Source organism: Pseudomonas sp. Arb-4-2C, from assembly GCF_055755015.1.
The window spans coordinates 5372575-5399532 of the sequence record NZ_CM146899.1; the positions used below are offsets into that span (position 1 = coordinate 5372575).

Annotated in this window: 26 protein-coding genes and 1 riboswitch; of the genes, 9 read left to right on the forward strand and 17 right to left on the reverse strand. The window is 61.4% G+C overall.

Annotated features, from left to right (window positions below; all coding sequences use genetic code 11):
- Positions 1 to 89: 89 nt before the first annotated feature.
- Positions 90 to 1274: a murein transglycosylase A gene (mltA, locus tag AC0J41_RS24415; RefSeq protein ID WP_473013809.1), complete on the forward strand. Its 1185-nt coding sequence runs from the start codon at positions 90 to 92 to the stop codon at positions 1272 to 1274.
- A 102-nt stretch (positions 1275 to 1376) separates the two neighbouring features.
- On the opposite strand, the gene AC0J41_RS24420 is transcribed toward mltA, so the two are convergent.
- Together AC0J41_RS24420 and AC0J41_RS24425 are read right to left on the reverse strand one after the other, a co-directional pair.
- Complete coding sequence (locus AC0J41_RS24420; protein ID WP_473013810.1) at positions 1377 to 1760, reverse strand: MAPEG family protein; 384 nt, start codon at positions 1758 to 1760, stop codon at positions 1377 to 1379.
- Positions 1761 to 1799: 39 nt separating this feature from the next.
- Positions 1800 to 2633, reverse strand: coding sequence for an EamA family transporter (locus AC0J41_RS24425; protein WP_025109180.1), 834 nt, complete (start codon positions 2631 to 2633; stop codon positions 1800 to 1802).
- A gap of 157 nt (positions 2634 to 2790) precedes the next feature.
- Here AC0J41_RS24425 and AC0J41_RS24430 point away from each other — a divergent pair, with 157 nt between their 5' ends.
- Positions 2791 to 4056, forward strand: coding sequence for a cation:proton antiporter (locus tag AC0J41_RS24430; protein WP_025109179.1), 1266 nt, complete (start codon positions 2791 to 2793; stop codon positions 4054 to 4056).
- Here AC0J41_RS24430 and AC0J41_RS24435 read toward each other — a convergent pair whose 3' ends face one another.
- The gene (locus tag AC0J41_RS24435; RefSeq protein WP_473013811.1) at positions 4057 to 4962 is read right to left on the reverse strand and encodes a formate/nitrite transporter family protein; all 906 of its coding nucleotides are present in this window, start codon (positions 4960 to 4962) and stop codon (positions 4057 to 4059) included.
- A gap of 190 nt (positions 4963 to 5152) precedes the next feature.
- A complete protein-coding gene (locus tag AC0J41_RS24440; protein ID WP_016984776.1) occupies positions 5153 to 5560 on the reverse strand; it encodes an acyl-CoA thioesterase in 408 nt (135 codons plus the stop codon).
- Positions 5561 to 5757: 197 nt separating this feature from the next.
- Positions 5758 to 5856: riboswitch (S-adenosyl-L-homocysteine riboswitch) on the forward strand.
- 23 nt (positions 5857 to 5879) lie between these two features.
- Here AC0J41_RS24440 and ahcY point away from each other — a divergent pair.
- From ahcY to AC0J41_RS24460, 4 genes are all read left to right on the forward strand, one after another.
- Entirely contained in the window at positions 5880 to 7289 is a 1410-nt protein-coding gene (gene ahcY / locus AC0J41_RS24445) for an adenosylhomocysteinase (RefSeq protein ID WP_007959684.1), read from the forward strand.
- Positions 7290 to 7448: 159 nt separating this feature from the next.
- On the forward strand, positions 7449 to 8294 hold the full coding sequence (gene metF / locus AC0J41_RS24450; protein WP_025109177.1) for a methylenetetrahydrofolate reductase [NAD(P)H]: 846 nt from the start codon (positions 7449 to 7451) through the stop codon (positions 8292 to 8294).
- A 156-nt stretch (positions 8295 to 8450) separates the two neighbouring features.
- Positions 8451 to 9263, forward strand: a complete 813-nt coding sequence (locus AC0J41_RS24455) for a substrate-binding periplasmic protein (protein ID WP_473013812.1) — start codon at positions 8451 to 8453, stop codon at positions 9261 to 9263.
- Positions 9264 to 9485: 222 nt separating this feature from the next.
- Positions 9486 to 11354, forward strand: a complete 1869-nt coding sequence (locus AC0J41_RS24460) for a DEAD/DEAH box helicase (protein ID WP_473013813.1) — start codon at positions 9486 to 9488, stop codon at positions 11352 to 11354.
- 250 nt (positions 11355 to 11604) lie between these two features.
- Here AC0J41_RS24460 and AC0J41_RS24465 read toward each other — a convergent pair whose 3' ends face one another.
- The 3 genes from AC0J41_RS24465 to AC0J41_RS24475 all read right to left on the reverse strand — a co-directional run bounded on the left by AC0J41_RS24465 (position 11605) and on the right by AC0J41_RS24475 (position 14878).
- Positions 11605 to 12198 carry a YceI family protein gene (locus AC0J41_RS24465; RefSeq protein WP_473013814.1) on the reverse strand — a complete coding sequence of 198 codons (594 nt, stop codon included), beginning with the start codon at positions 12196 to 12198 and terminating at the stop codon, positions 11605 to 11607.
- Between the two features lie 31 nt (positions 12199 to 12229).
- A complete protein-coding gene (locus AC0J41_RS24470) occupies positions 12230 to 12781 on the reverse strand; it encodes a cytochrome b (protein WP_025109173.1) in 552 nt (183 codons plus the stop codon).
- Between the two features lie 309 nt (positions 12782 to 13090).
- The gene (locus AC0J41_RS24475; protein ID WP_025109172.1) at positions 13091 to 14878 is read right to left on the reverse strand and encodes a flavin monoamine oxidase family protein; all 1788 of its coding nucleotides are present in this window, start codon (positions 14876 to 14878) and stop codon (positions 13091 to 13093) included.
- A 223-nt stretch (positions 14879 to 15101) separates the two neighbouring features.
- Here AC0J41_RS24475 and AC0J41_RS24480 point away from each other — a divergent pair, with 223 nt between their 5' ends.
- Positions 15102 to 16508 (forward strand): adenosylmethionine--8-amino-7-oxononanoate transaminase, encoded by a 1407-nt coding sequence (locus AC0J41_RS24480; RefSeq protein ID WP_473013815.1) that lies wholly within the window; start codon positions 15102 to 15104, stop codon positions 16506 to 16508.
- A 153-nt stretch (positions 16509 to 16661) separates the two neighbouring features.
- A complete protein-coding gene (locus AC0J41_RS24485) occupies positions 16662 to 17381 on the forward strand; it encodes a 16S rRNA (uracil(1498)-N(3))-methyltransferase (RefSeq protein WP_473013816.1) in 720 nt (239 codons plus the stop codon).
- Between the two features lie 157 nt (positions 17382 to 17538).
- Here AC0J41_RS24485 and trhA read toward each other — a convergent pair whose 3' ends face one another.
- Complete coding sequence (gene trhA / locus AC0J41_RS24490; protein WP_025109169.1) at positions 17539 to 18156, reverse strand: PAQR family membrane homeostasis protein TrhA; 618 nt, start codon at positions 18154 to 18156, stop codon at positions 17539 to 17541.
- Positions 18157 to 18298: 142 nt separating this feature from the next.
- Here trhA and AC0J41_RS24495 point away from each other — a divergent pair, with 142 nt between their 5' ends.
- Positions 18299 to 19213, forward strand: a complete 915-nt coding sequence (locus tag AC0J41_RS24495) for a LysR family transcriptional regulator (RefSeq protein ID WP_473013817.1) — start codon at positions 18299 to 18301, stop codon at positions 19211 to 19213.
- 105 nt (positions 19214 to 19318) lie between these two features.
- Here AC0J41_RS24495 and madM read toward each other — a convergent pair whose 3' ends face one another.
- From madM to mdcA, 9 genes are all read right to left on the reverse strand, one after another.
- The gene (gene madM / locus AC0J41_RS24500; protein WP_473013818.1) at positions 19319 to 20083 is read right to left on the reverse strand and encodes a malonate transporter subunit MadM; all 765 of its coding nucleotides are present in this window, start codon (positions 20081 to 20083) and stop codon (positions 19319 to 19321) included.
- 5 nt (positions 20084 to 20088) lie between these two features.
- Positions 20089 to 20481 carry a malonate transporter subunit MadL gene (gene madL, locus AC0J41_RS24505; protein ID WP_025109166.1) on the reverse strand — a complete coding sequence of 131 codons (393 nt, stop codon included), beginning with the start codon at positions 20479 to 20481 and terminating at the stop codon, positions 20089 to 20091.
- A 66-nt stretch (positions 20482 to 20547) separates the two neighbouring features.
- Positions 20548 to 21468: a malonate decarboxylase subunit epsilon gene (gene mdcH / locus AC0J41_RS24510; RefSeq protein WP_473013819.1), complete on the reverse strand. Its 921-nt coding sequence runs from the start codon at positions 21466 to 21468 to the stop codon at positions 20548 to 20550.
- Positions 21465 to 22085, reverse strand: coding sequence for a malonate decarboxylase holo-ACP synthase (locus AC0J41_RS24515; RefSeq protein ID WP_473013820.1), 621 nt, complete (start codon positions 22083 to 22085; stop codon positions 21465 to 21467). The genes mdcH and AC0J41_RS24515 overlap by 4 nt, the downstream gene beginning before the upstream one ends.
- A complete protein-coding gene (gene mdcE, locus AC0J41_RS24520) occupies positions 22079 to 22864 on the reverse strand; it encodes a biotin-independent malonate decarboxylase subunit gamma (RefSeq protein WP_473013821.1) in 786 nt (261 codons plus the stop codon). The genes AC0J41_RS24515 and mdcE overlap by 7 nt, the downstream gene beginning before the upstream one ends.
- Positions 22861 to 23712, reverse strand: coding sequence for a biotin-independent malonate decarboxylase subunit beta (locus AC0J41_RS24525; RefSeq protein WP_473013822.1), 852 nt, complete (start codon positions 23710 to 23712; stop codon positions 22861 to 22863). Before AC0J41_RS24525 ends, mdcE begins: the two co-directional genes overlap by 4 nt.
- Entirely contained in the window at positions 23705 to 24004 is a 300-nt protein-coding gene (locus AC0J41_RS24530) for a malonate decarboxylase subunit delta (protein WP_007913697.1), read from the reverse strand. The genes AC0J41_RS24525 and AC0J41_RS24530 overlap by 8 nt, the downstream gene beginning before the upstream one ends.
- Entirely contained in the window at positions 24004 to 24876 is an 873-nt protein-coding gene (locus tag AC0J41_RS24535; RefSeq protein ID WP_473013823.1) for a triphosphoribosyl-dephospho-CoA synthase, read from the reverse strand. Before AC0J41_RS24535 ends, AC0J41_RS24530 begins: the two co-directional genes overlap by 1 nt.
- Positions 24876 to 26546 carry a malonate decarboxylase subunit alpha gene (mdcA, locus tag AC0J41_RS24540; protein WP_473013824.1) on the reverse strand — a complete coding sequence of 557 codons (1671 nt, stop codon included), beginning with the start codon at positions 26544 to 26546 and terminating at the stop codon, positions 24876 to 24878. Before mdcA ends, AC0J41_RS24535 begins: the two co-directional genes overlap by 1 nt.
- Positions 26547 to 26958 lie beyond the last annotated feature (412 nt).

Sequence of the window (26958 nt, forward strand, 5' to 3'; positions counted from 1 at the left end):
GCGTCGCCGACAAACACCAATAGCCCTATTAAAAATACGGGTTGCCTGAGCGCATGGAGCACTCGGGCAACCGGCACAGGAATCACTCCATGAACAGCCGCTTCAAGGCCTGGCGTCACCCTCTGATCGCAACCCTTCCGCTGCTGGCAATCCTCGCCGGCTGCACGGGCGGCGACACCGCCAAACCGAAAACCCACGCCTTGGCCACTTACTCCAGCGCCACCTGGGAAGCTTTGCCAGCCGTGTCCGACAGCGATCTGGTCGCCGGCTTCGGCTCATGGCGCAGCGCCTGCACCCGACTCAAGGCCGACCCGGTCTGGGGCGGCACCTGCGCCGCCGCGGCCAACGTGCCGCAGAGCGCCAGCGAAATCCGCAGTTTCCTCAAGCAGAACCTCGACGTGTTCGGCCTGCGCGCCGAGCATGACAACCCCAACGGTCTGATCACCGGTTACTACGAACCGGTCTACCCCGGCAGCCTGACGCCCACCGACGCCGCCAACGTGCCGGTGTACGGCGTGCCAGAAGACATGATCATCGTGTCGCTGGACAGCATTTATCCGGAGCTCAAGGGCAAGCGCCTGCGCGGTCGTCTCGAAGGTCGCGTGCTCAAGCCGTATGACGACGCCGCGACCATCGAGTCCAAAGGCGTCAAAGCCCCCGTGGTGGCGTACCTGACCGATCCGATGAACCTGCAATTCCTGCAGATTCAGGGCTCCGGGCGAATTCAGACGGCGGACGGCAAACAACTGCGCATCGCCTACGCCGACCAGAACGGCCACCCGTACCGACCGATCGGCCGCTGGCTGGTGGAACAGGGAGAACTGAAGAAGGAAGACGTGACCATGAGCGCGATCAGCAACTGGGCCAAGGCCAACCCGTCGCGCATTCCGGAACTGCTCGGCAGCAACCCGAGCTATGTGTTTTTCACCCGCAACCCGGACAGCAACGAAGGCCCACGCGGCTCGCTGAACGTACCGCTGACGGCCGGTTATAGCGCAGCGGTGGACCGCAAGGTGATTCCGTTGGGCAGTCTGCTGTGGCTGTCCACCACCCGCCCTGACGGCACGGCACTGGTGCGTCCAGTGGCGGCGCAAGACACCGGTGGCGCGATTGCCGGCGAGGTTCGCGCGGACCTGTTCTGGGGCACCGGCGATGCGGCCGGGCAACTGGCCGGCGACATGAAACAGCAGGGACAGATCTGGATGCTCTGGCCTAAAGGCGCGGCGTTGCCGCAAGTGCCGCAAGTCGCCGACACGGTGAAGGACAAACCTTAAGTTCCTCAGCGCCTTCGCGAGCAAGCCCGCTCCCACAGTTAACATGTGTACTACTGTGGGAGCGGGCTTGCTCGCGAAGAGGCAGGCAGCAACACCCGAGAATCAGACAGACACAAAGAAGAACGAAGCAATCAGCCCCATCCCGACAAACCACACCAGCGACCGCAGAATCGCCCAGTCCGCCAGGTAGCAGATGATGTACAGCAGGCGACTGGTGATAAACATCACCGCCAGCACATTCACCGTCACCAGCTGCGCGGTGCCCACCAGATGCGCGACGATCACCGCGATGGCGAATGCCGGCATCACCTCGAAACTGTTCAACTGCGCCGCATGCGCCCGGCGGGCCACACCGTTCAGACTTTCCAGAAAGTCCCGAGGATCATGGTTGTCGCTCAGCCGGTAGCCACCCACTGCCTTGGCCACGCCGGTGCAGATATAGGGCAGGAAAATCGCGATCAACACGCACCACAGAGCTACCGTCATAAAGCCGTCCTTCTTTGATTGATGGAAAATGGCGGGCGGTCAGAACTTCATTACCAGCATGCCGATCAATACCAACCCACAGGCTAAGAGCCGCGGCCTGCCGAAAGGTTCTTTGAGGTAACGCATGCCAAACAGCACCACCAGGATCACGCTGATCTCGCGCAATGCTGCCGCCTCGGCAATCGACCCCAACTGCATCGCCCACAGCACCAGAGCGTAGCTGAACAACACGCAGAACCCGACCGCCAGCCCCAGCTTCCATTGCTCGCGCCAGAACACCAGGAACGCCGGGCGTTTGGCGACCCATGCGAGCAACGGAAACGGCCAGGCGCTGAGCAGTGTGACCCAGACCAGGTAATCCAGCGGATGCGACCAGCGCCGCAAGGCCTGACCGTCGATATAGGTGTAGCAACCGATGCACAGCCCGATCAGTGCCACCACCGGTAGCATCGACCAGGGGAGATGCTTCCCGCCGCCGCCCTGCCAGAGCAGGCAGGCCATGCCCAACGGAATCAGCATGATCCCGAAGATCTGCTGCGCAGTGAGCACTTCGCCGGCGAAGATCAGGGTCAGCGCCAGCACCACCAGCGGCGACAATCCGCGCATCAGAGGATAGACCAGCCCGAGGTCGCCGACCCGATAAGCCTGAATCAACAGATAGCGATACAGCAGCTCGAACGCCGCCGAAGCCAGAATCCACGGCCAGATGTCCAGTGGCGGCAGGCTGATGAAGGGCGACGCCAGCGCCACGAACAACAGCGCCACCGTGTCCATGCAAGCCACCACCAACAACCGTTCGGCGCTGAACTTGATCAAGGTATTCCACGCCGCATGCAACAGCGCCGCTATCAACACCAGAACTGTCGCCGCCACGTTTCACTCCTTGATTTTTTGTTGTTGACCCTACACCAATGTGTGCGGCTGACCAACCGAGGGGACGTGATTGTGTCCCCACCCCGAGTCAGCCCATCCAATCTGTGCGCCGAAGAATCGGGGCGCTGTCTTTCCACCCCCATCCAAAGGACCCCGGATGCTTGAACTCGTAGCCGCTTTTATCTGCCTCACCACCCTCCTCACTTTCGTCAATTACCGCTTCATCGGCCTGCCACCGACCATCGGTGTGATGGTCACCGCGCTGATGTTCTCTCTGTTGCTGCAAGGCCTGAGCGTGCTCGGCTACCCCGGCCTCGAAGAACGCGTGCAGCAACTGATCGGCCAGATCGACTTCGGCGATCTGTTGATGAACTGGATGCTGTCATTCCTGCTGTTCGCCGGCGCCCTGCACGTCAACTTGAATGACCTGCGCAGCTACCGCTGGCCCATCGGCCTGCTGGCGACCTTCGGCGTGCTGATCGCCACCGCCGTGATCGGCAGCCTCGCCTATTACATTTTTGCCCTGTTCGGCTGGCACGTGAGCTTCCTGTACTGCCTGCTGTTCGGCGCGCTGATTTCGCCGACCGACCCGATCGCGGTGCTCGGCGTATTGCGTACGGCCAATGCTTCCAAGCCGCTGAAAACCACCATTGTCGGTGAATCACTGTTCAACGATGGCACGGCGGTGGTGGTGTTCACCGTGCTGCTGGGCATCGCCCAACTGGGCGAGACGCCAACGATCAGTGCCACGGCCATGCTGTTCGTTCACGAAGCCATTGGCGGCGTGCTGTTCGGCGGGCTGATCGGCTATCTGGTGTACCGGATGATCAAGAGCGTCCAGCAGCATCAGATCACGGTGATGCTGACCCTGGCGCTGGTGATCGGCGGTTCGGCGATGGCCAGCGAGGTGCACGTCTCGGCACCGATTGCGATGGTGGTGGCCGGTCTGATCATCGGTAACCTGGGGCGCAACCTGGCGATGAACGACATGACCCGCAAGTACCTCGACGGCTTCTGGGAGTTGCTTGACGACATGCTCAACGCCCTGCTGTTCGCGCTGATCGGTCTGGAGCTGTTACTGCTGCCGTTCAACTGGCTGCACGTGGCGGCGGCAAGCCTGCTGGCGGTGGCGATTCTGCTCTCGCGCCTGCTCACCGTGGCCCCGGCCATCGTTCTGCTGCGTCGCTGGCGCACGGTGCCGCGCGGCACCATCCGCATCCTGACCTGGGGCGGCTTGCGCGGCGGTGTCTCGGTGGCACTGGCGCTGGCCCTGCCATTGGGCCCGGAGCGCGATCTGCTGCTGAGCATCACCTACATCGTGGTGCTGTCGTCAATCCTGTTGCAGGGGCTGACCATCGGCAAACTGGTCAAGCACGCCACCCGTGACGAGCCAGCCACAGCGGCTGAGCCCGCGCACCACTGATCATTTTCTGATCTGCTGCGGATCAGGCTGTTCAACCTGGTCCGCAGACCCTTTCGGCTTTTCCGGGTCTTTCGGCGCACCGCTCTCGCTGCGTATCTGCGCATGGCTGATCAGGGCGAAGATGAAACTGCCGCCGATGATGTTCCCCGCCAACGTCGGCCCGGCGAACACCATCCAGAAATCACTCCACGGCAGCTCGCCGGCAAACACCAGATACGACACTTCCGCCGAACCGACCACGATGTGGGTGAAGTCGCCCAGCGCCATCAGGTAGGTGATGAGGATGATGATCCACATCTTCGCGCTCTCCATGGACGGGATCATCCAGACCATGGTGGCGATCATCCAGCCGGAGACGATGCCCTTGGCGAACATCTGGCTGGCGTGGTTCTCCATGACCTTGCGGCCGATTTCGAGGAAGGCGGCGTCGGTCTTGCTGTCGAAAATCGGCAACTCGAGCATCACGTACGCCACCAGAATCGTGCCGCACAAATTGCCGAACAGGACGACGCCCCATAGCCGGATCAGCCGGCCGAAGTTGCGTATCGTCGGTTTGGTCATGACCGGCAGGACCGCGGTCAGGGTGTTTTCGGTGAACAGCTGCTGGCGTGCAAGGATCACCGCGAGGAAACCCGCGCAGTAGCCGAAACTGGCGATCACCTTGAATTCGTCACCCTCAGGCAGGCGAGAGTTGAGCAGACCCATGCCCATCAGCGACAGGCCCATCGTCAGCCCGGCGGCCAGCGCCGACCACCACAACGCGGCAATGCTGCGCTCCAGCTCCTGATCGCCCTGGGTGCGGATGATTTCATGCAGAACCGCCGCGCGGGGCGGCTGGTTTTTTTCGACTTCGTGTTGCTCCTTGGCCGAGAGGTCGGGGGTCTTGCCGTCGGTGGGGGTGGTCATGGCGTGGCAACCAGTGGGGGGCTTTCAGCTACGACCCCCGCCGTTCACAGCTGTTCACTGAGCAGATGAATCTTCGGTGAATACAAAACCGCATTCGCGAGCAAGCCCGCTCCCACAGTTGACCGAGTTGCGGGGCAGCACGCGGTCTGATGTGGGAGCGGGCTTGCTCGCGAAGGGTGCACCGCCGATGTCACTTGGTGACTAATTCATCTTCCTGAAACTGATCTTTCACATATTTGATTTCAGTGCGCCCGTGCGGCGCCGGCAGGCCGTCTTCGCCGAGATTGACGAAGACCATCTTCTCGACTGTGAGGATGCTCTTGCGGGTGATCTTGTTGCGCACCTCGCAAGTCAGGGTGATCGAGGTACGGCCGAACTCGGTGGCGGTGATGCCCAGTTCGATGATGTCGCCCTGACGCGAGGCGCTGACGAAGTTGATCTCGGAAATGTACTTGGTCACCACGCGCTGATTGCCCAACTGGACGATGGCGTAGATCGCCGCTTCCTCGTCGATCCAGCGCAGCAGGCTGCCGCCGAACAGGGTGCCGTTGGGGTTCAGGTCTTCGGGTTTTACCCATTTGCGGGTGTGGAAATTCATCTTCACTCCTGAGTGTCTTGCCCAATGATGGGGCCATCTTGGCAGACTGAGCGGTCAGGCTCCATGAGCCTTCTACTATGGTCGCTATTAGCGATCTTCATTTGGCCGACAGAAACCCTTTGGAAGATCAGTCTAGACGGCTATAATCGCCCCCGTTTCAAAACGGTAACGTTCAATTGCTACCGTTTTCCCGCCACCTGTCCGAGGGGCGCTGCAGCAGGTTCAACCTGTCAGGCTCGGATAGGGCGTTGACTGGCTCAGGCCAGACACTAAACGCACAACGGCGCCCATTCGCATACATTACGAATGGAGGCTCTTCATGAGCGCTGTTATCACGCCTGCCGATTTTAACGATTACAAAGTTGCCGACATGTCCCTGGCTGCCTGGGGCCGTCGCGAAACCATCATCGCCGAATCGGAAATGCCGGCCCTGATGGGTCTGCGCCGCAAGTACGCTTCCGAGCAGCCGCTCAAGGGCGCGAAAATCCTCGGCTGCATCCACATGACCATTCAGACTGCCGTGCTGATCGAAACCCTGGTTGCCCTGGGTGCCGAAGTACGCTGGTCGTCCTGCAACATTTTCTCCACCCAGGATCAGGCTGCTGCGTCCATCGCCGCTGCCGGCATCCCGGTTTTCGCCTGGAAAGGCGAGACTGAAGAAGAGTACGAGTGGTGCCTGGAGCAGACCATCCTGAAAGATGGCCAGCCATGGGACGCCAACATGATCCTCGACGACGGCGGCGACCTGACTCAGCTGCTGCACGACAAGTACCCTCAGGTGCTGGATCGCGTTCACGGCGTGACCGAAGAAACCACCACCGGCGTACACCGCCTGCTGGACATGCTGGCCAAGGGCGAGCTGAAGATCCCGGCCATCAACGTCAACGACTCGGTAACCAAGTCCAAGAACGACAACAAGTACGGCTGCCGTCACAGCCTGAACGATGCGATCAAGCGCGGTACCGACCACCTGCTGTCCGGCAAGCAAGCGCTGGTCATCGGTTACGGTGACGTGGGCAAGGGTTCGGCCCAGTCCCTGCGTCAGGAAGGCATGATCGTCAAAGTCTCCGAAGTCGACCCGATCTGCGCCATGCAAGCCTGCATGGACGGTTTCGAACTGGTTTCGCCGTTCATCGACGGCATCAACGACGGCACCGAAGCCAGCATCGACAAAGCGCTGCTGGGCAAGATCGACCTGATCGTGACCACCACCGGTAACGTCAACGTTTGCGACGCCAACATGCTCAAAGCGCTGAAGAAGCGTGCTGTTGTCTGCAACATTGGTCACTTCGACAACGAAATCGACACCGCTTTCATGCGCAAGAACTGGGCATGGGAAGAAGTGAAGCCACAGGTACACAAGATCCACCGTACCGGCCCGGGCGCATTCGACGCGCAGAACGACGACTACCTGATCCTGCTGGCCGAAGGCCGTCTGGTGAACCTGGGCAACGCCACCGGTCACCCGAGCCGCATCATGGACGGTTCGTTCGCCAACCAGGTTCTGGCACAGATCTTCCTGTTCGGCCAGAAGTACGCCGACCTGTCGCCAGCCCAGAAAGCCGAGCGCCTGACCGTTGAAGTACTGCCGAAGAAACTCGACGAAGAAGTGGCCCTGGAAATGGTTCGCGGCTTCGGCGGCGTGGTCACTCAACTGACCAAGCAACAGGCTGACTACATCGGCGTGACCGTCGAAGGCCCGTTCAAGCCGCACGCTTACCGCTACTAACAGGCGCTGACTGCTCGCTATCCCTGTGGGAGCGAGCCTGCTCGCGAAGGCGGCTTAACATTCAACATCCGTGTTGTCTGTCCCAACGCTTTCGCGAGCAGGCTCGCTCCCACATGGGATTGCAGCGCCTCGAAGGTTCTTGTTTCCAAGGGTATGACCATGTCCCAAGACCGTCGCTACAGCTTCGAGTTCTTCCCGACCAAGACCGATGCTGGGCATGAAAAACTGCTCGCCACTGCCCGTCAGCTGGCCACTTACAACCCCGACTTCTTTTCCTGCACCTATGGCGCTGGTGGTTCGACCCGTGATCGCACCCTCAACACCGTTCTGCAACTGGAAAGCGAAGTCAAAGTACCGGCCGCACCGCACCTGTCGTGCGTCGGCGACAGCAAGGACGACCTGCGCGGCCTGCTGAACGAATACAAGGCAGCCGGTATCAAGCGCATCGTTGCGCTGCGCGGCGACCTGCCGTCCGGCATGGGCATGACCAGCGGCGAGCTGCGTCACGCCAATGAACTGGTGGAATTCATTCGTGAAGAAACCGGTGATCATTTCCACATCGAAGTCGCCGCTTACCCGGAGATGCATCCGCAAGCGCGCAACTACGAAGACGATCTTGCCAACTTCGTGCGCAAGGCTCGCGCCGGCGCCGACAGCGCAATCACCCAGTACTTCTTCAACGCCGACAGCTACTTCTACTTCGTCGAACGTTTGCAGGCGCTGGGCGTGGATATTCCGGTCGTGCCGGGGATCATGCCGATCACCAACTACAGCAAGCTGGCGCGTTTCTCCGATGCCTGCGGTGCGGAAATTCCGCGCTGGATCCGCAAGCAACTGGAAGCCTACGGCGACGACAGCCAAAGCATTCAGCGCTTTGGCGAGCAGGTCGTCAGCGAAATGTGCGAACGCCTGCTGCAGGGTGGCGCACCGGGGCTGCACTTCTATTCCATGAACCAGGCCGAACCGAGCCTGGCGATCTGGAACAACCTGAAGCTGCCGCGCTAAGCAACACCCGGGCAAGACCTGAAGATCGCAACTTTTGACAGTTTTCCGGCTCTGCGGAGTCTGTCAGAGGCTGCGATCTTTTGCTTTTAACGCCCGAAACAGAGCTTGTACAGCCACTTTCTGGCTCTTTCGCGTTTCTCGTCGTAATCTCAAGCCATGCCTTTGATCGCGCAGTTATTCACGGTGCTGGTTTTTGCTTGCCTGAGCTTTGCTGCTCGGGGCGAGAAGTTGCGTATTGTCACCGAGCCGTGGGCGCCTTATGTCTACGAAGAGGGCGGTAAAAACCTCGGGCTGGACTACGAAACCACGGCCATCGTGTTCAAGCGCCTGGGAATCGAGGTCGAATGGCAGTTCCTGCCGTGGAAGCGCTGCCTGTCGATGCTCGACACCGGCCAGGCTGACGGCGCTCTGGACATCTTTCACAGCGACGAGCGCGACGCCACTCTGCTCTACCCCATCGAACCGTTGTCGGACGTCGAGTTCGTGATGTTCTACGCCAACGACCGGCCACACCCGTTCCGCCAGCTCGAAGACCTCAAAGGCCTGACCATCGGCACCTCGCCGGGGTATCTGTACAGCCCGGATTTCAGGGAATCGACGTTGTTCACCCGTGAACCGGCGCCAACCCACGAGGCCAATTTCGGCAAACTGCTGCGCGGGCGCATCGACTTGCTGATCACCGATCGCCGCGTCGGTCAGCACTTGCTCGATCAGTTGAATATCCGCGATCAGATCACCGAAAACCCTACCGTTATTAGCCGCCAGAGCCAATATCTGGCGGTTCGCCGCAATGCCGGGATGGATCTGCTGGTGCAGCGTTTCGGCGCCGAACTCAAGCGTTTCAAGCGCGAACCGGCCTACGCCGAGCTCAGCGCACGTTACGGCGCAGCGCCGGCTGGCACCGCGCCGCTGGGCAATGCCTCGGCCGACAGCAAAACCGTTGAGCAGCAGGAAAGCAGCGCGCAGTGATTGCTCTGTTATACTCCGGCGTTCCCGCCAGGCTCACGCCCGGACGCCCGGAACCGTAACAGGCCTCTAGACCCGCTACAGCGCAGCTTTTCAGCCCGCGCGAGCGCTCCTGACGTGCCTTCGAGACCGCAGCAGGACCGGACGGGGTCGCGTCCTCTTAAACGCGATTCGCGCCAGGCAAGACTCCCATTGGGCCAAGCCCTAACTAAAACAGGATTACTCATGTCCTTTGCTTCCCTCGGTCTCTCCGAGGCTTTAGTCCGTGCCATCGAAGATGCGGGCTATACCGAGCCTACTCCGGTGCAACAGCGGGCCATTCCCGCCGTGTTGCAAGGTCGCGACCTGATGGTTGCGGCACAGACAGGTACCGGTAAAACCGGCGGTTTCGCCCTTCCGATCCTGGAGCGGTTGTTCCCCAACGGTCACCCGGACAAATCCCAGCGTCATGGCCCGCGCCAACCGCGCGTACTGGTCCTGACCCCGACCCGCGAACTCGCGGCCCAGGTTCACGAGAGCTTCAAGATCTACGCCCGTGACCTGAAATTCGTCAGCGCCTGCATCTTCGGCGGCGTCGGCATGAACCCACAGGTTCAGGCCATGTCCCGTGGTGTTGACGTGCTCGTTGCCTGCCCGGGTCGTTTGCTCGACCTCTGCGGCCAGGGCAGCGTTGACCTGTCCCACGTCGAAATCCTCGTCCTCGACGAAGCCGACCGCATGCTCGACATGGGTTTCGTGCACGACGTGAAGAAAGTCCTCGCGCGTCTGCCGGCCAAGCGTCAGAACCTGCTGTTCTCGGCGACCTTCTCCAAAGACATCACTGATCTTGCCGGCAAGCTGCTGCACAACCCGGAACGCATCGAAGTGACGCCGCCGAACACCACGGTCGAGCGCATCGAGCAACGCGTGTTCCGTCTGCCGGCCAGCCACAAGCGCGCCCTGCTGGCGCACTTGATCACCGCAGGCGCCTGGGAACAGGTGCTGGTGTTTACCCGCACCAAGCACGGCGCCAACCGTCTGGCCGAGTACCTGGACAAACACGGCCTGCCGGCTGTGGCGATCCACGGTAACAAGAGCCAGAACGCGCGCACCAAAGCCTTGGCCGACTTCAAGGCCGGTGAAGTGCGCATCCTGGTAGCAACCGATATCGCCGCCCGTGGTCTGGACATCGACCAGTTGCCACACGTGGTCAACTTCGAACTGCCGAACGTCGATGAAGACTACGTGCACCGTATCGGCCGTACTGGCCGCGCCGGTCGTTCGGGCGAAGCAATCTCGCTGGTTGCCCCGGACGAAGAAAAACTGCTGAAAAGCATCGAACGCATGACCAAGCAGAAAATCGCCGACGGCGACCTGATGGGCTTCGATGCCAGCACCATCGAGGCCGAGAAGCCTGAAGTGCGTGAGCGTCCGGACATGCGCAACCCGCGCAACTCCCGTGGCCCGCGTGGTGACGGCCCGAATGGCGGCGGCGGTGGCGGCGGTCGTAAAGACAAAGGCAAAGACAAGGGCAAGGAAAAACCGGCCGGTGAACGCGGCGAGCGCCCTGCCCGTCAGCAGAAACCACGTGAAGGCACCCCGGCCCGCGAACAGCGTCAGCCGTCGCAGCCGCCACGCGCCGCCGCTGATCGCGCACCGGACGAGTTCCTCGACGACGATATCGATAACTTCGGTAACCGCGTTGACTACGTGCCGAAAGCTGCCCCGGCCGGTGGCCGTGGTCGCCGTCCAGGCGCGCCAGCTCAGGGCGCAGGTTCCGGCGCACCCCGTGGCGGTCAGCCGCAGGGTCGCCAGAACGGTCCGCGCAACAGCAACGGTTCGAGCACCGGCACCCCGCCGGCCAAACGCAACGGCCCACGCAATGGTGCTCCGCGTGACGGCCAGGGCCGTCGCGACGAGTCCTCGCGCAACCGCCGCCCGGCTCGCGACGATCAGCCACGCGCCGAACCGGCCGTGCAGAATCCGCGCAGCAGTGGGCCAAAGATCATGCACAAGGAGTCCAAGGCTGACCGCTTCCCGACACCTGAGCAGCTCGATCAACTGCCGACCCGCCCGCGCGGCGAAAAACCAGCCTTGCTGACCCGCAATCGCTGAGTTATCGCAGCCATGAAAAATGCCCCGACTCGAAAGAGCCGGGGCATTTTTTATGCACAACACACACCTTCCCCTGTGGGAGCGGGCTTGCTCGCGAATGCGCCAGATCAGCCAACATCCCTTTCAATGACACACCGTATTCGCGAGCAAGCCCGCTCCCACAGGGGTTTTGTGGTGATGTGGGCTTTGAGTACACAAAAAAAACGCCCCCGGCCTTGCGACCGGGGGCGTTTTTGCATGACGGCGAAAATTACTTCGCTTTCACACCTTCAAACGAGATGTACAGGTCGACGTTGTTGGATGCCGGGCCCAGATCCATCATCTTGCCGAAATCCTGGCGATTGATGCTGGTGGTGCCTTCGAAGCCGGCACGGTAGCCGCCCCATGGATCCTTGCCTTCACCCAGGAACACAGCCTTGACCACGATCGGCTTGGTCACGCCGTGCAGGGTCAGGTCACCGGTCACGTCAGCAGTGTCTTTGCCAGCAGCGTTCTTGCCGGTGGATTTGACGCTGGTGGAGACGAACTTGGCGTCAGCGTATTTGCCCACGTCCAGGAAGTCTTTGCTGGCGATGTGCTTGTCGCGCTCGGCGTGGTTGGTGAACACGCTGGCGGTTTTCACGTTGAATTCGATTTTGCTGTCTTCAGGCTTGGCAGCGTCAAAGCTGAACTTGCCGTCGATGTCCTTGAAGGTACCGGTGATGTAGCTGTAGCCCAAGTGGCTGATCTTGAAGTCGACGAAAGCGTGCTGGCCTTCCTTGTCGACGGTGTAATCAGCAGCCATCACGTTCGCGGACAGTACGGCCGAACCGATTGCCAGAGCGGCCAGAGTCTTTTTCAACATGCTTTCTTTTCCTTTGAGTCGAGGTTGAATTTCAGGCTTTGCGACCGAGCATTCGCGTCAGGGTCGCATCACGATCGATAAAGTGGTGCTTCAATGCTGCCAACGCATGGAGACCGGAAAAAATTACCAGCGCCCACGCCAGCCAGAGATGAATCACCCCAGCGGTATCTGCCTGATCCGGTAGCCCGGAGACCAGTGCAGGAACTTCAAACAGGCCAAACACCGGGATCCCGACACCGTCTGCGGTGGAAATCAGGTAACCGGCAATCATCACAGCGAACAGCGCGAGATACAGAAACCCGTGGCCGAACTTCGCGCCGATACGGGTCATCCGGCTGTAGCTTTGCAGTGTTGGCGGCGGTGGGCTGATAAAGCGCCAGAGCACCCGCAACACCATCACACCCAACAACACCAGACCGATGCTCTTGTGCAGATCCGGCGCGTCTTTGCGCCAGCTGCTGTAGTAATCCAGCCCCACCATCCACAGACCCAGTGCAAACAGCCCGAAGACTGCCAGCGCCACGCCCCAGTGCATGAAGATGCTGACCCAACCATAGCGTGAAGAAGAGTTACGTAGCTGCATTGCCCAAATCCTGTGAGAACTGCGAACCAAGACTAGCGAGTTATCTATCGAATTAAAGCGGAAAATTTTGCTTTGAAATATCGAGAAATACGATCAAGAGTCTTGAGCATAGTGGTTAAGGAAAGATTAACGGGGAAAGTGCGGTGCAGAATGCTGCGTACAGACCCGGAGTTTGTATTGCCGGAACCGGCCTCTTCGCGAGCAAGCCCGCTCCCACAGGGTGTACGCATTCCAACTGTGCGAGCCTGGTTTGGCAGGCAATAAAAAAGCGCGGCATGAAAGCCGCGCTTTTTCGTTCACCGCAAAGACTTACTGCGCTTTGCTGTCGGTGCTTGCCGCCGGTGCCGGAGTTGCTGCCGGTTTAGCCGCTGGCTTCTTCGCCGGTTCGGCTTTTTTCGCCGCTGGCTTGGCCGGGGCTTTTTTCGCCTCGGTTTTGGCCGCAGGCTTCTTCGCCGCAGGCTTGGCCGCCGCTTTCTTCGCCGGCTCGGCTTTCACCGGGGCCGCTGGCTTCGGTGCTTCCACCGGAGCTGGCGCAGGGGCTGGAGCCGGTGCAGGCGCTGGTGCCACTGGCGCTGGAGCGGGCTCAGGTGCCTTTACTGGCTCTGGTTTTTTCTCATCATCCGAGCCACCGAACAGGTTGCTGAAGAAGTTGCCCTTCTTCGCCGCCACGGCACCCGCCGCGCCTGCCGCTGCTGCAGCCGGAACCACTTTGACCGGTTCAAACGACTTGCCGGCTGCCAGGTCTTCTACCTGACTGGCCGCACGCTGGCCGGTGCGCAGTGCGCCTTCCAGTGTGCCCGGGTACAAGGTGTCGGTGTGTTCGCCAGCGAAGGTCACGCGTTGCAGCGGACGCTCCCACAGACGCCAGAACTTGCTGATCTGGCCCGGGCCGTAAGCCAGGTAAGCGCCGCCCATCGACGGGTCGGTGCTGTAGCGGCGGATTTCATAACCGGTGAACGAGCCACGGGCCTGTGGATAAAACGCGTGCAGACGGATCAGCACCTGATCGACCATCTGCTTGTCGCCGAACGCCTGCATCACCCGAGCGTTGTCGCCGGACAGGTTGATGACGACGTTGGCGCCGCCCTTGAGGGCTGGTTCGATCCAGAGCATGCCTAAACCTGCGTTGCTGTAGATCTCGCCGGACATGCGCGCCTTGCTTTCCCACACTGGCGTCTTGAACTTGAGCATGATCTGGTCACGCCAGCCGTAGTTGGTGCCCTTGATCGCGGCCAGATGCTGAGCGTCCAGCGCTGGCGTCAGCGCAATCTTGTTCAGTGCACGCAACGGCACCGCCAGCACCACGTAATCAGCCTGATAACCCACACTGCCGACCTTGACGGTCACGCCGTCCTTGTCCTGAGTGATGGCCGAAACCGGCGAGTTGGTCTTGATGGTCTTGATCTGCTTGACGAAGGCCTGGGCCAGCACCTGGCTGCCGCCCACCAGACGCGAGGCACGCAGATCACGGTCAGCGACGCCGCGATACACGCGGTTCTGCTGGGCGAAATACAGCAGCGACAGGCGCGAAGGCTCGTCGTAGTGAGTGCGGATGTCCTGGTTGATCAGCTGACGTGCAGTGGCCGGCAGGTTCTGCTTGTCGAGCCAGCTCGACACGTTGATCTGGTCCAGCGCATGCAGGGTGTTGGTCGCGGCCGGGTTTTGCGGATCGTCGATCGAGCGCGCCAGATCGTCGAGGGTTTTCTGGTAGCGCTTCAAGGCATCGGCGGTGGCCGGCTGCTTCGTCGCCAGATCGGCTGCAGAGAAATACTCGCCGTCGATCAGATAACCCGGTGTGCGCACGAACTCAGGGGCCGGCGTGGTGCTCAGCTTGAAGGTCGAGACGTACTTGTTCAGCACTGGCTGGGTCTTGTCGTTGCCGATCCACTCGCTGGTGGCCATGCCGGAACGACCACCCAGGCTCGGTTTGGCTTCCAGCAGCGTGACCTGCCAGCCCTTGTTCTGCAGCTCGTAAGCCGCGGTCAGGCCCGACAGGCCACCGCCGATCACGATTGCGGTTTTATCCTTGGCCAGCGCCGTAACGCTGAACAGCCCCAACATCACCAGCGCACAGGCGCGCAGCCAACCGACAGACATTCAGCGAACTCCGGAAATACACGTAGGAAAAAGCAGTTTTGCGGGCCAGACGACCCAAAGAACCGCGAAGAATACGTCAGCCATCAAAACGCCGCCAGCGACGTCTATCGCCCCATACAAAGTAGCTCAATCGACGCAATGGGTTGTCCCGGCGCGATGCATTGCATAGGCTTGCGCGATTGTTTGCCCGCGCCTGACGCGAGCCGCCTCGAGGAGACTGTAAATGGGCCTGAATAACCAGTGGATGCAACGCGACCTCGCCGTGCTGTGGCATCCCTGCACCCAGATGAAAGACCACGAACAGCTGCCGCTGATCCCGATCAAACGCGGTGAAGGCGTGTGGCTCGAAGACTTCGAAGGCAAACGCTACCTCGACGCCGTCAGCTCCTGGTGGGTCAACGTGTTCGGCCACGCCAACCCGCGCATCAACCAGCGCATCAAGGATCAGGTCGATCAACTGGAGCACGTGATTCTGGCCGGATTCAGCCATCAGCCGGTGATCGAACTGTCCGAACGTCTGGTGAAGATGACGCCGCAAGGCCTGAACCGAGTGTTCTACGCCGATAACGGTTCATCCTGCATCGAAGTCGCGCTGAAAATGAGCTTTCACTACTGGCTCAATCGCGGCCAGCCGAACAAAAAGCGCTTTGTCACCCTGACCAACAGCTACCACGGCGAAACCATGGCAGCGATGGCCGTCGGCGATGTGCCGCTGTTCACCGAAACCTACAAAGCCCTGCTGATGGACACCATCAAGGTGCCGAGCCCCGATTGCTACGGGCGTCCCGAAGGCATGAGCTGGGAAGAACATTCGCGCAACATGTTCGCGGCCATGGAACAGACTCTGGCCGAAAATCATGACAGCGTCGCGGCAGTCATCGTCGAGCCGTTGATTCAGGGCGCTGGCGGCATGCGCATGTACCACCCGGTGTACCTCAAGCTGCTGCGCGAATCCTGCGACCGTTATGGCGTGCACCTGATCCTCGACGAAATCGCCGTCGGCTTCGGCCGCACCGGGACGATGTTCGCCTGCGAACAGGCCGACATCCGCCCGGACTTCCTCTGCCTGTCGAAAGCGTTGACCGGCGGCTACCTGCCGCTGGCGGCGTGCCTGACCACCGACGAGGTCTACAGCGCGTTCTACGACGACTACCCGACCCTGCGCGCCTTCCTGCATTCGCACAGCTACACCGGCAACCCGCTGGCGTGCGCGGCGGCACTGGCGACGCTGGATATCTTCGAGCAGGACAACGTCATCGAGAACAACAAGGCCCTGGCCCAGCGCATGGCCTCGGCCACCGCGCATCTGGTCGATCACCCGAACGTGTCCGAAGTGCGCCAGACCGGCATGGTCCTGGCGATCGAGATGGTCAAGGATAAGGCCACCAAAGAGGCCTACCCCTGGCAGGAACGGCGCGGCCTGAAGGTGTTCCAGCATGCGCTGGAGCGTGGCGCGTTGCTGCGGCCGTTGGGCAGCGTGGTGTATTTCCTGCCGCCGTACGTGATCACCCCGGAGCAAATCGACTTCCTCGCCGAAGTGGCTAGTGAGGGCATCGACATCGCTACGCGTGACAGCGTGAGCGTGGCAGTGCCGAAGGATTTCCACCCCGGTTTCCGCGATCCGGGCTGATTCGGCTTACTTGAGATTTGCGGTGTCTGGACTGGCGCTTTCGCGAGCAGGCTCGCTCCCACAGGGGAATGCATTTCAAATGTGGGAGCGAGCCTGCTCGCGAATGAAGTCGACACCGATCCAACTGATTCACATCTTTCCAGAGACCCCGAAATGAGACTGTCCCGCTTCTTTATCGACGCGCCCCTGAGCACTGGCGAACACGAACTGCCGGAAGCCCAGGCGCATTACATCAGCCGCGTGCTGCGCATGGCCGAGGGCGATGCGGTGCAGATGTTTGACGGCTCCGGCCATGAGTTTCGGGGCGCCCTGCTGGAGGTCGGCAAGAAGCGCGTGACCGTGCAGATCGACGAGCAATTCGCCGGTCAGGTCGAATCGCCGCTGCACATTCACCTCGGCCAGGGCCTTTCCCGGGGTGAGCGCATGGACTGGGCGATTCAGAAAGCCACCGAGCTGGGCGTGAATGAAATCACCCCGATCTTCAGCGACCGCTGCGAAGTCCGGCTCAAGGATGAGCGCGCCGACAAACGCCTGCTGCACTGGCGTCAGGTGGCGATCAGTGCCTGTGAGCAGTGCGGGCGCTCGCGAGTGCCGGTGATTCATCCGCCAGTGTTGTTGGCTGACTGGATCAAGCAGACCGAAGCCGAGTTGAAACTGGTGCTGCATCCGGTGGCGGAGCCGTTGGTGAGTCACGCCAAGCCTTCGAGCCTGGCCTTCCTCATCGGCCCGGAAGGCGGGTTGTCCGACGCCGAAGTCGAGCAGGCCAAGGGCAGCGGTTTCCACGCGGCGCGCCTTGGCCCACGTGTATTGCGTACCGAGACGGCACCGGTGGTCGCATTGGCGGTGGCCCAGCAACTTTGGGGTGATTTCTAGGGCCTCTTCGCGAGCAAGCCCGCTCCCACAATAGATCTCCAGTGAACACACATTTTGTGAACACAGAAGATTCACTGTGGGAGGGGGCTTGCTCCCGAATGCGGTATGTCATTCAACAAAGATGTCAGCAGCAAGCCCCCTCCCACCAGCATTGCATTCACAGGACATAAAACAGAATCGCCACAAAGTGCAGCAAACTCCCGGCAATCACAAACAGGTGCCAGATCCCGTGCGCATGCCGCAACCGGTGATCAAGGGCAAAAAAGATGATCCCCACGGTGTACAACACACCGCCCGACGCCAGCCAGGCAAACCCGGTCGTGCCCAGCGCCGCGATCAACGGCTTGACCGCCACCAGCACGATCCAGCCCATCACCGCGTAAATCACGATCGACAGGATCCGCGCCTCCGAGCGTGGCTTGATCTCTTGCAGGATGCCGATCAACGCCAGCCCCCAGACGATGCCGAACAGCGTCCAGCCCCACGGCCCGCGCAGCGTCACCAGACAGAACGGCGTGTAACTGCCGGCAATCAACAGGTAGATCGAAAAGTGATCAACCTTTTTCATGATTGCTTTTTTACGCCCGCGCACGCTGTGGTACACGGTCGAGGCGCTGTAGAGCACCAACAGAGTGAATGCGTAAATCGCCACGCTGACAATCTTCCACGGACTGCCGTCGAGACTGGCAATCACCAACATCCACACACCGCCGATAAACGCTGCCACCGCCCCGACCAGATGCGTCCAGGCGTTGAGTCTTTCCCCGTGATACATGTGTCGCTCACCTCACGATTCGTTACCGCAACGCGCAAGGCTCGGGCCTTGAGCGTAAAAGCGCAATGTTTCTGTTCAACGCGGGTCTGCACATGTCGTGGTAATTGGGCACAATCGGCCGATACCAAAAAGAGTCCGCGCCATGCTGATCGACGAAGAATTGACCCTGAAAAAACTCGAGGTGTTCCTCGCCTTCATGCGCACCGGCAATCTGGCGCGCGCCGCTGCCGAGTTACAGACCAGCAACGTCAGCGTGCATCGCGCCATTCATTCACTGGAAAGCGCCCTGCGCTGCCCGCTGTTCAAGCACGAAGGCCGCAACCTGACGCCGCTGGAAAGCGCTTATGTGCTGGAAGAGCGCGCACAGAAGCTGATCAATGATGTCGTCGAAAGCGTACGCCTGACCCGCGAAGCCGCCGGATTCTCTGCCGAACGCTTCAAGCTCGGCTCGCTGTATTCGCTGACGGTGAAGACCGTGCCGCAACTGATCATGGGCCTGAAGATACGCCGCAGCGAACTCAACATCGACCTGATCCTCGGCTCGAACATCGACCTGCTCTACAAGCTGAAAAACATGGAAGTCGACGCGATTCTGGTGTCGCTGGACGACAGCATCAACGACCCGGACTGCGAGCAGATCCCGCTGTTCTCCGATGACATCTTCCTCGCCACGCCGGCGGATTCCACGTTTGCCCAACGCACCGAAGTCGATCTGGCGCAGGTACGCGATGAAACGTTCATCACCTTGACCCAGGGCTTTGCCACGCATCAGGACGGTGTGCGGGTGTTCAAGCAGGCAGGGTTCGAGCCGAAAGTGGCGATGCAGGTGAACGACATCTTCACCCTGCTGAGCATGGTCAGTTCGGGCGTCGGTTACGCGTTACTGCCGGGACGGATTGCGGCGGTGTACGAGAATCGGGTGAAGCTGATCCCTTTGCAGGAGAAGTACCGGTTGCAGCAGCACATCGGCGTGGTGTTTCTGAAGGCCAAGGAGCGCGATCCGAACCTGCTGGCGTTGCTGGCGGAATGTCGGATGTATGCCAATCGCCAGGCCTGAGACCGCGTCGTCCCAATCGCGAGCAGGCTCGCTCCCACAGGGAAATGCATTCCAAGTGTGGGAGCGAGCCTGCTCGCGAAGGCGTCAGTCCAGACAGCAGATGGCTTAGCCCATCAACCCGCGCATCAGTAGAAACAACAGCGAAGGCCCGAGCAAACAACCCAACGCCGTATAGAACGCCGCCGTCAGGCAGCCATAGGGCACCAGTTTCGGATCGGTCGCCGCCAACCCGCCGGCCACGCCACTGGAGGTGCCCATCAAACCGCCAAAGATCACCGCACTGCGCGGGTTGTTCAGGCCGATCATCGGCGCCACGAACGGCGTCATCACCATCACCAGAATCGCTTTGATCAACCCCGCCGCAATCGACAGCGCCATCACCTCGGAACTCGCCCCAATCGCCGCGCCTGTCACCGGCCCGACGATGTAAGTCACCGCCCCTGCGCCAATGGTGGTCAGGCTCACTGCATCGGTGTAACCGAACGCCATCGCCACACCGACCCCGGCAACGAACGATGTGCCCACGCCGATAAACAATGCCAGCACCCCGACAAACCCGGCGCGCTTCAGCTCATCGACGCTGACGCCAAACGCCGTCGCAACAATCGCGAAGTCCCGCAGCATCGCGCCGCCGAGCAAACCGATGCCCGACAGCAGCGGAATATCCACCACGCCTTTCTGCCCACCGGTCAGTGCACCGCCGACATACGACAGCACCAGTCCCAGCAAAATGGCGATGGCCGAGCCGTGCAGACGGCCCTTGGTGAAGGTGTTGGACATCCAGTACGACACCCACATGGTCAGGCCGACAATCAGGAAACCGCTGATCAAACCGTAGCCGGTGATGACTTTCATCATTGATTCGTACATGGCGCTCACCCCGCAGTCTTGGCAGGTGTGATCGGCGCCGGTTCCTTGTTACCCAGGCGCACCAGCACCGGCACCAAGGCAAAGGCGATGACCACGGCAAGCGTTCCCGCGAGGATCGCCATCGGCCCGCCCTTCAGCGCGCCGTAAACGTTTTGTTGCGCCGCCATGGCGACCACAATCGGAATGTAGATCGCACTCCAGAACTCGACACCCTGCTCGGTCTTGCCTTTGAGCCAGCCGCTTTTGTTCAGGTAACTGCCCAACCCGATCAGCAGCAGCATCGCAATACCGACGCCGCCGACGTTGGCCGGCACGCCGATCAACTTGCCGAGCAGCTCACCGACCCAAATACCCACCAGCGTACAAAAGGCGAGAAACGCCACACCGTAAATAATCATTGTTGTAGTCCTCAAAGTGCATCGTCGAATGTTGTTTTTGTTGTTCGAAGCCTGAGTCGCTGCGGTTTATGGTCGGCGGCCACCCTCCTCGCGCAGCAGCGCCTGCAAGGTGTCGAGCCGCGCACTGTCGAAGGCAGTGACCGTGCCCTGTTCGAACACCCGGCGCGCCAGCCCGGTCAGTACGGCACCGGGCGGCAATTCGATGTGTAGACGCACGCCGCGCTCGTAGGCGCTTTGCACGGTGCCGCGCCAATCGACCACGCGGCACATGTTGAAGGCGAGATCGTCGCGCAACGCTTCTACTTTGGTCACAGGGCGCGCGCGACTGCCGCTCAGATAAGCCATCTGCGGCATTTTCAATTCGACGTTGGCGAAGGCTTTGGCAAGGGTTTGCGCCGGCTTTTCCAGCAGCGGACAGTGCGACGGCACACTCACCGCCAACCGTTTCGCCAGACCGGCGCCACGGCTGCGTGCCAGTTCGGCGACGGTTTGCATGGCCTCGTCACTGCCAGCAATCACCACTTGGTTATCGGCGTTGATGTTAGCCAGGTACACCGGCGCATCCTCGCTGTGCACCTGCGCCAGCAGCGTTTCGACGGTGGACAATTGCAGGCCGATGATCGCGGTCATGCCGTAGCCTTGTGGATAAGCCTGCTGCATCAACTCCCCGCGCAGGCTCACCAGATGCAGTGCATCGCTGAAATTCAAGGCCCCGGCGACCACCGCTGCCGGATAAGCGCCGATGGACAGGCCAGCGACGTAGTCCGCCGTCAGTCCGTCCTGCAACAACTGCCGCGACGCAGCGACGCCGGCGATCAGCAGGCACAGCTGAACGGCCCGGGTGCTGCGCAACGCTTCGGGCGAATCGAGCAACGAGACGTCTTCACCGAGCACATCACTGGCCTCGGTCAGCGTTGCTCCAGACAAGCACTGGAGCATGCCCGCTTGCTGCGCGCCCTGGCCGGGGAACACCAACAGGCTGCTCACGCTGCCTGCTCCTGCGGGTTCCACGGGTCAGCCACCAGACAAGCCTGATGAGCATTCTTCAGCAGCACGCGCGCCGAATCGCTGGCCCATTCGCGCAAAGCCACCGCACCGAACGGCGTCTGCAATTGCATGTCAACCCGGCACACCGCCTGATCGAAGCGCTCGACCAGTTTACGTGCCTGATTGCGCGTCAGCACTTGCGGCGTGCGCAGGATCAGATCGAGATCGCTGCGCTCGTGCATCGCTGCAAAACCACTGGCCAATTCAAACCCGACACTGCCGCTGACGCCCCAGACCCAACCGCAATCATCGAGCCACGGCCGCAGTTGTTCAAGCGCCTGCATCACCGGTAAATCACGCTCGCAATCGACCCGACAAAGCGCCTCGGGACTGACCCGACAGGCAATCGAATCGACCGGCATAAACGCCGCCAGCCGCTGCTCGCGCAACATTCCGCGCACGCCCACCGCCACCCGGCCTGCAGCGCTCAGGGCGCGCCGCACCACCACCGGTTGCCCGGCTGCCAGCGACTCGACGGCCCACAGCGGCGCATCCGCCGGCAACTGCGCCGGCGTCATGCCCCAGAGCAGGTCGTGGGCCAGTGGCATGTTCACCACTGCGCCCTCAGCAGTTCGCGCACGCGGCTGGATGCTTGGCGATTTTTCGCGCCGAGACGGTTGCTCAAGTCAGTGCTGGAGATATCGTCGATGGCTTGTTTCAGGCACTCGCTCACTCGCGCCAGATCCTCCGCTGACGGCTGCTCGATCTGCTGCACCGAGAGGGTTTCCCAGAGCAATCCGAGGCTGGCGTAGCTGTCGATGTCATAAGCCATCGGCGGCACGCTGGCCGCCAGCGCTTCCAGTTCCTCAACGCTGCGCAAGGTCACTCGCGCCGCCGACGCCTTGCCCATCGCGTGCACCATCACGCCGGGATCGCGCAGGGCAATCAAGCGGTTGGCCTGATAACCGTGAGCGAGAAACGCCCCGGACATCGCCTTGCCCACCAACAGCGCAATCACCGGGTGGCCGGCCAAGCGGGCGCGGGCATAACTGTCCGCCGCACCGGCCAAAGCCTGATGAATGCCGAGCGCTTCTTCGCGGCGGCCATAAGCCTGGCTCGGTACATCGACGATGGCGATGATCGGACGCTTCTGCGCTTTGTCGCGATCAGCGCTGATCGCGTCATCCACAGCCTTGGCCAAGCCCCAGCCTTCGAGCAGGCCGACTTCACCGTTACGAGCGCGTGGAAAGCGGTTGTCCGGGTCAGCGACCACGGCGATAAAACGCCCCAATTCACCGTCGGCCACCTTCAACGATGGCGGCAACCCTTTCACCGCAACAGCCCCCGCGCTCAGGGCATTGAACCAGTTCAAACCGCGCAATGAATAACCGCTCATGAGCGCTCTCCTTGATACAGATCGCGAACCACCGCCGGTTCGATTTGCTGGTCAGTGTTCAGACTGCCGAGGCGTTGAAGGAACCACTCGGCACGCTGACTGCGTGGTTGCGCCGGTAAACCTTGTTGCAGCAACTCGCCAACCTGCTGCCGAATCTTCTCCACATCATCGGCGACATAACGATCCACCAAGCCGCTAGCGAAACGCTGCTCGCCACCGGTCAGGCTCCAGATGAAGGGCCGGTCGCGCGAGTCGTATTCCTCGATCCCGGCTTCCTGCTCGATCACCTGCGGGCCGTTCAAGCCGAGGCGCGCTTCCCGGGTCACCAGCAAATAGCTGCACAGCGCGGCGGCAATCGACATGCCGCCGAAACAGCCGACGCTGCCCGCCACCACGCCCACCACCGGCTGGTACTGCTGCAAATCGACAATCGCCGCATGGATATCGGCAATCGCCGCCAGCCCGAGGTTGGCTTCCTGCAAGCGCACGCCACCGGTTTCCAGCAGCAACACGGCGCGGGTCGGGATGCCCTTGCGGTTGTCTTCAGCGGCCAGTTCCAGCGCACCGGCAATCTTCGCCCCGCCGACTTCACCGAGGCTGCCACCTTGAAACGCGCCTTCAATCGCCGCGATCACCACCGGCAAACCATCGAGGCTGCCCTTGGCGATCACCACACCATCATCGGCTTGCGGCACCACGCCCTGGCGTTCAAGCCAGGGCGACATGACGCGCTGAAACGGGTCGAGCAATTCACGGAAGGTCCCGGCATCGAGCAAGGCTTTCGCCCGTTGCCGCGCACCGAGTTCGACGAAGCTGTGTTTGTGCAAAAGCGCCGCGCTGTCAGTCATGGCCGATCTCCTCGAAACCTTGTTCCAGCCGCAGCCGCACCACACCCGGCGTCGCACCGAAATCGTGAATATCGATGGCCATCGCCGGCGGCGTGGTGCCGTCGAACATCCGCGCAAACAGATGCTGCCAGCGCAGCTGTGCGCCGTTGACCGAGGTCTGCACATTGATCGTCAGCTTGCCGGCCAGCCCCGGTTCGATCAGCACTTCCAGATCACCCGAGCCGACACAACCGACCAGCGCGCGACCGCGTGGCGGCTGCCCGGCGGGGAATTCAAAGGATAAGGTTTCCATCAAAACGCTCCTTGAAGGATGCCGTCGCGCTCGATTCGGTCGAGCAGCAGCGTGGCGGCGAGCAAGTCGGCGGCGCCACCGGGCGAGGCATTCAATGCGATGAGTTGTTGATCGAGTTCGTGCAGGCGCCGACGCCCGCTGAGGCTGGCGCTGCCGCCGGCATCGAGCACCGCTTGCGCGCCGCTTTGCATGGCGTGCAGGCCTTGTTCACCTGCGCGGTAAAGTACGCAGGTGTCGGCGAGGTCAGTCATGATCGCGAGCAAGGCGTCGAGCCGGGCATTCTGTTCGCCGTGGCCGTTGGCGCGGCTGCGTTTGAGTTGTGGCAGGCCACGTTGCAGTACGGACGGGAAGCCGAGTTGCGCTTCCTCGCGGGCACCGCGTGCGCCATATCGGAGGGCGACCTGGGCGCCGTGGCTCAAGGGTTTTGGTGCATGACGATCATCCAGCAAGGCCAGACGTGCGGCGCGCAGGGAGACTGCATTGGCGCTGGACGATTGCGGCTCCAGTGCAGCGGCAGTGATCAAAAGCCCCAAGGCCCAGATTGCCCCGCGATGGGTGTTTACACCGTTAGTGGTCGCGAGCATCGCTTGCTCGCCTTCGCGACCGATGCGGCCAATCGCTTCGCGCAATGGCAAACAGACCTCGCCTGTCGTGCTGGCAGCTTCGGCCATTTCCTTGAACGCCGGCCACAACGACAACGCCGACGCGTGCATCAGGCCCAGGTGCAGATCGGTGTGCGCGCCGTTGCCACGACGGTCGACCAGCGCCGGTTTCGGCGACAGATCGGCTTCGTCGATCAGCGCATCCACCGCCAGATCCGCCAGGCGTTCGCTCAGGCTGAGGGTTTTCGCTTGCAGGTTGAGTGCGTGCATTACCAGCTCCTGAATTTGGCGGGCGGGTTGTACAGGCCGCCGGACCACTCGACCAGATCGGCCACACTTTTCGCCGCCAACAGTTCGCGGGTGGCGTCGGTGCGGCGGATGCCGAGGTCTTCGGGCAAGGCGATCAGGCCTTCGCGGCGCATGCGTTCGGTGTCTTTGGGGTTGTGGCGCAGGCCGATAGCGGTCACGCCCGCCACCGCGGCGATCATCGCCTGGCGCTCTTCCAGCGAGCGCGCCTTGTACAGGTAGGCGATGCCCTCTTCGGTGAGCAGGTGGGTGACGTCATCGCCGTAGATCATGATCGGCGCCAGCGGCATGCCGCTTTTCTTCGCCACTTCCACCGCGTCGAGGGTTTCGACGAAGGTCGGTTTGCCGCCCTCCTGGAAGGTCTCGACCATTTGCACCACGAGTTTCTTGCCGCGTTCGAGCATCGGTTGCTGCGAGTCGTCGTGACGCATATCGAGCCACGCCGGGGTGCCGTGACGGCGGCCACGCGGGTCGTGGCCCATGTTTGGCGCACCGCCGAAACCGGCGAGACGACCACGGGTCACGGTCGAGGAATGGCCGTCGCCATCGACCTGCAACGTCGCGCCGATAAACAGGTCCACCGCGTACTGCCCGGCCAGTTGGCAGAACATCCGGTTGGAACGCAGCGAGCCGTCACGGCCGGTGAAGAACACGTCCGGGCGCGCGGCGATGTAGTTTTCCATGCCCAGTTCGGTGCCGAAGCAATGCACGCTTTCGACCCAGCCACTTTCAATCGCCGGGATCAGTGTCGGGTGCGGGTTGAGCGTCCAGTTGCGGCAGATCTTGCCCTTGAGGCCGAGGGATTCGCCGTAGGTCGGCAGAATCAATTCGATGGCGGCGGTGTTGAAACCGATGCCGTGGTTGAGCGACTGCACGTTGTGTTTTTCGTAGATGCCACGGATCGCCATCATCGCCATCAACACGTGCACCGGTTTGATGTGCCGTGGGTCGCGGGTGAACAGCGGTTCGATGTAGAACGGCTTGTCGGCCACCACCACGAAGTCGACCCACGATGCCGGGATATCCACGCGGGGCAGTTCGCTGACATCGTCGACCAATTGGTTGACCTGGACGATGACGATGCCGTCGCTGAACGCGGCCGGTTCGATCAGTGCGGGAGTGTCCTCGGTGCTCGGGCCGGTGTAGATGTTGCCGGCGCGGTCAGCCATGAACCCGGCCGAGAGCACGACATTGGGGATCAGGTCCACCACCAGCCGTGCGTAGAGTTCGATGTAGGTATGAATCGCGCCGACTTCCAGCAAACCGTCTTCAAGCAGCTGGCTGATGCGCAGGCTCTGGGTGCCGGCGAAGGAGAAATCCAGTTTGCGGGCGATGCCGCGCTCGAACAGGTCGAGGTGCTCCGAGCGACCGACACTGGGCATGATCATGTGCAAATCGTGGAGCTTTTGCGGATCGGCCTTGACCAGCGAGCGGGAAAGAAAATCCGCCTGCTTCTGGTTGTTGCCCTCCAGCACCACGCGGTCGCCGGGATGGATCAGCGCTTCGAGTGCGGCAACGATCTTGTCGGTGGGCAACACCACACCATCGGCCAGCCCGCGTACCTTGTCGAGGCGCCGCTGCTTCTCGTCACGCCGCCGCGTCCAGCGCGAGTCGGGGGAAATTGTTGTTGTCATGCTCACTCCACGGGGTTCGCTGTCGTGGAGCTACGTTAGGCGCGTGAAGGGTGGGCATCAATCAAGTGCGGCGGTGAATCATTACGCTGAGCGTAACGTTCACTGCCGCATTCGCGAGCAAGCCCGCTCCCACAGGGGATCGGTGGCGTACGCATAATCTGTATTCACTGAAGATCCAATGTGGGAGCGGGCTTGCTCGCGAAGAGGCCAGCCGACGCATCGCAAATTCTGGATCAGTCTGTCTTTAAACAGTTTGGCTGAATGGGGTTATGGCGCTGTAGAGATTGAGGGTTTGCCTGTCGGATTGGGGTGTGGCGACTGACGTCTTCGCGAGCAAGCCCGCTCCCACAGGGGATCTTCGGTGAGCGCAAATTTTGTGTACAAATCTACTGTGGGAGCGGGCTTGCTCGCG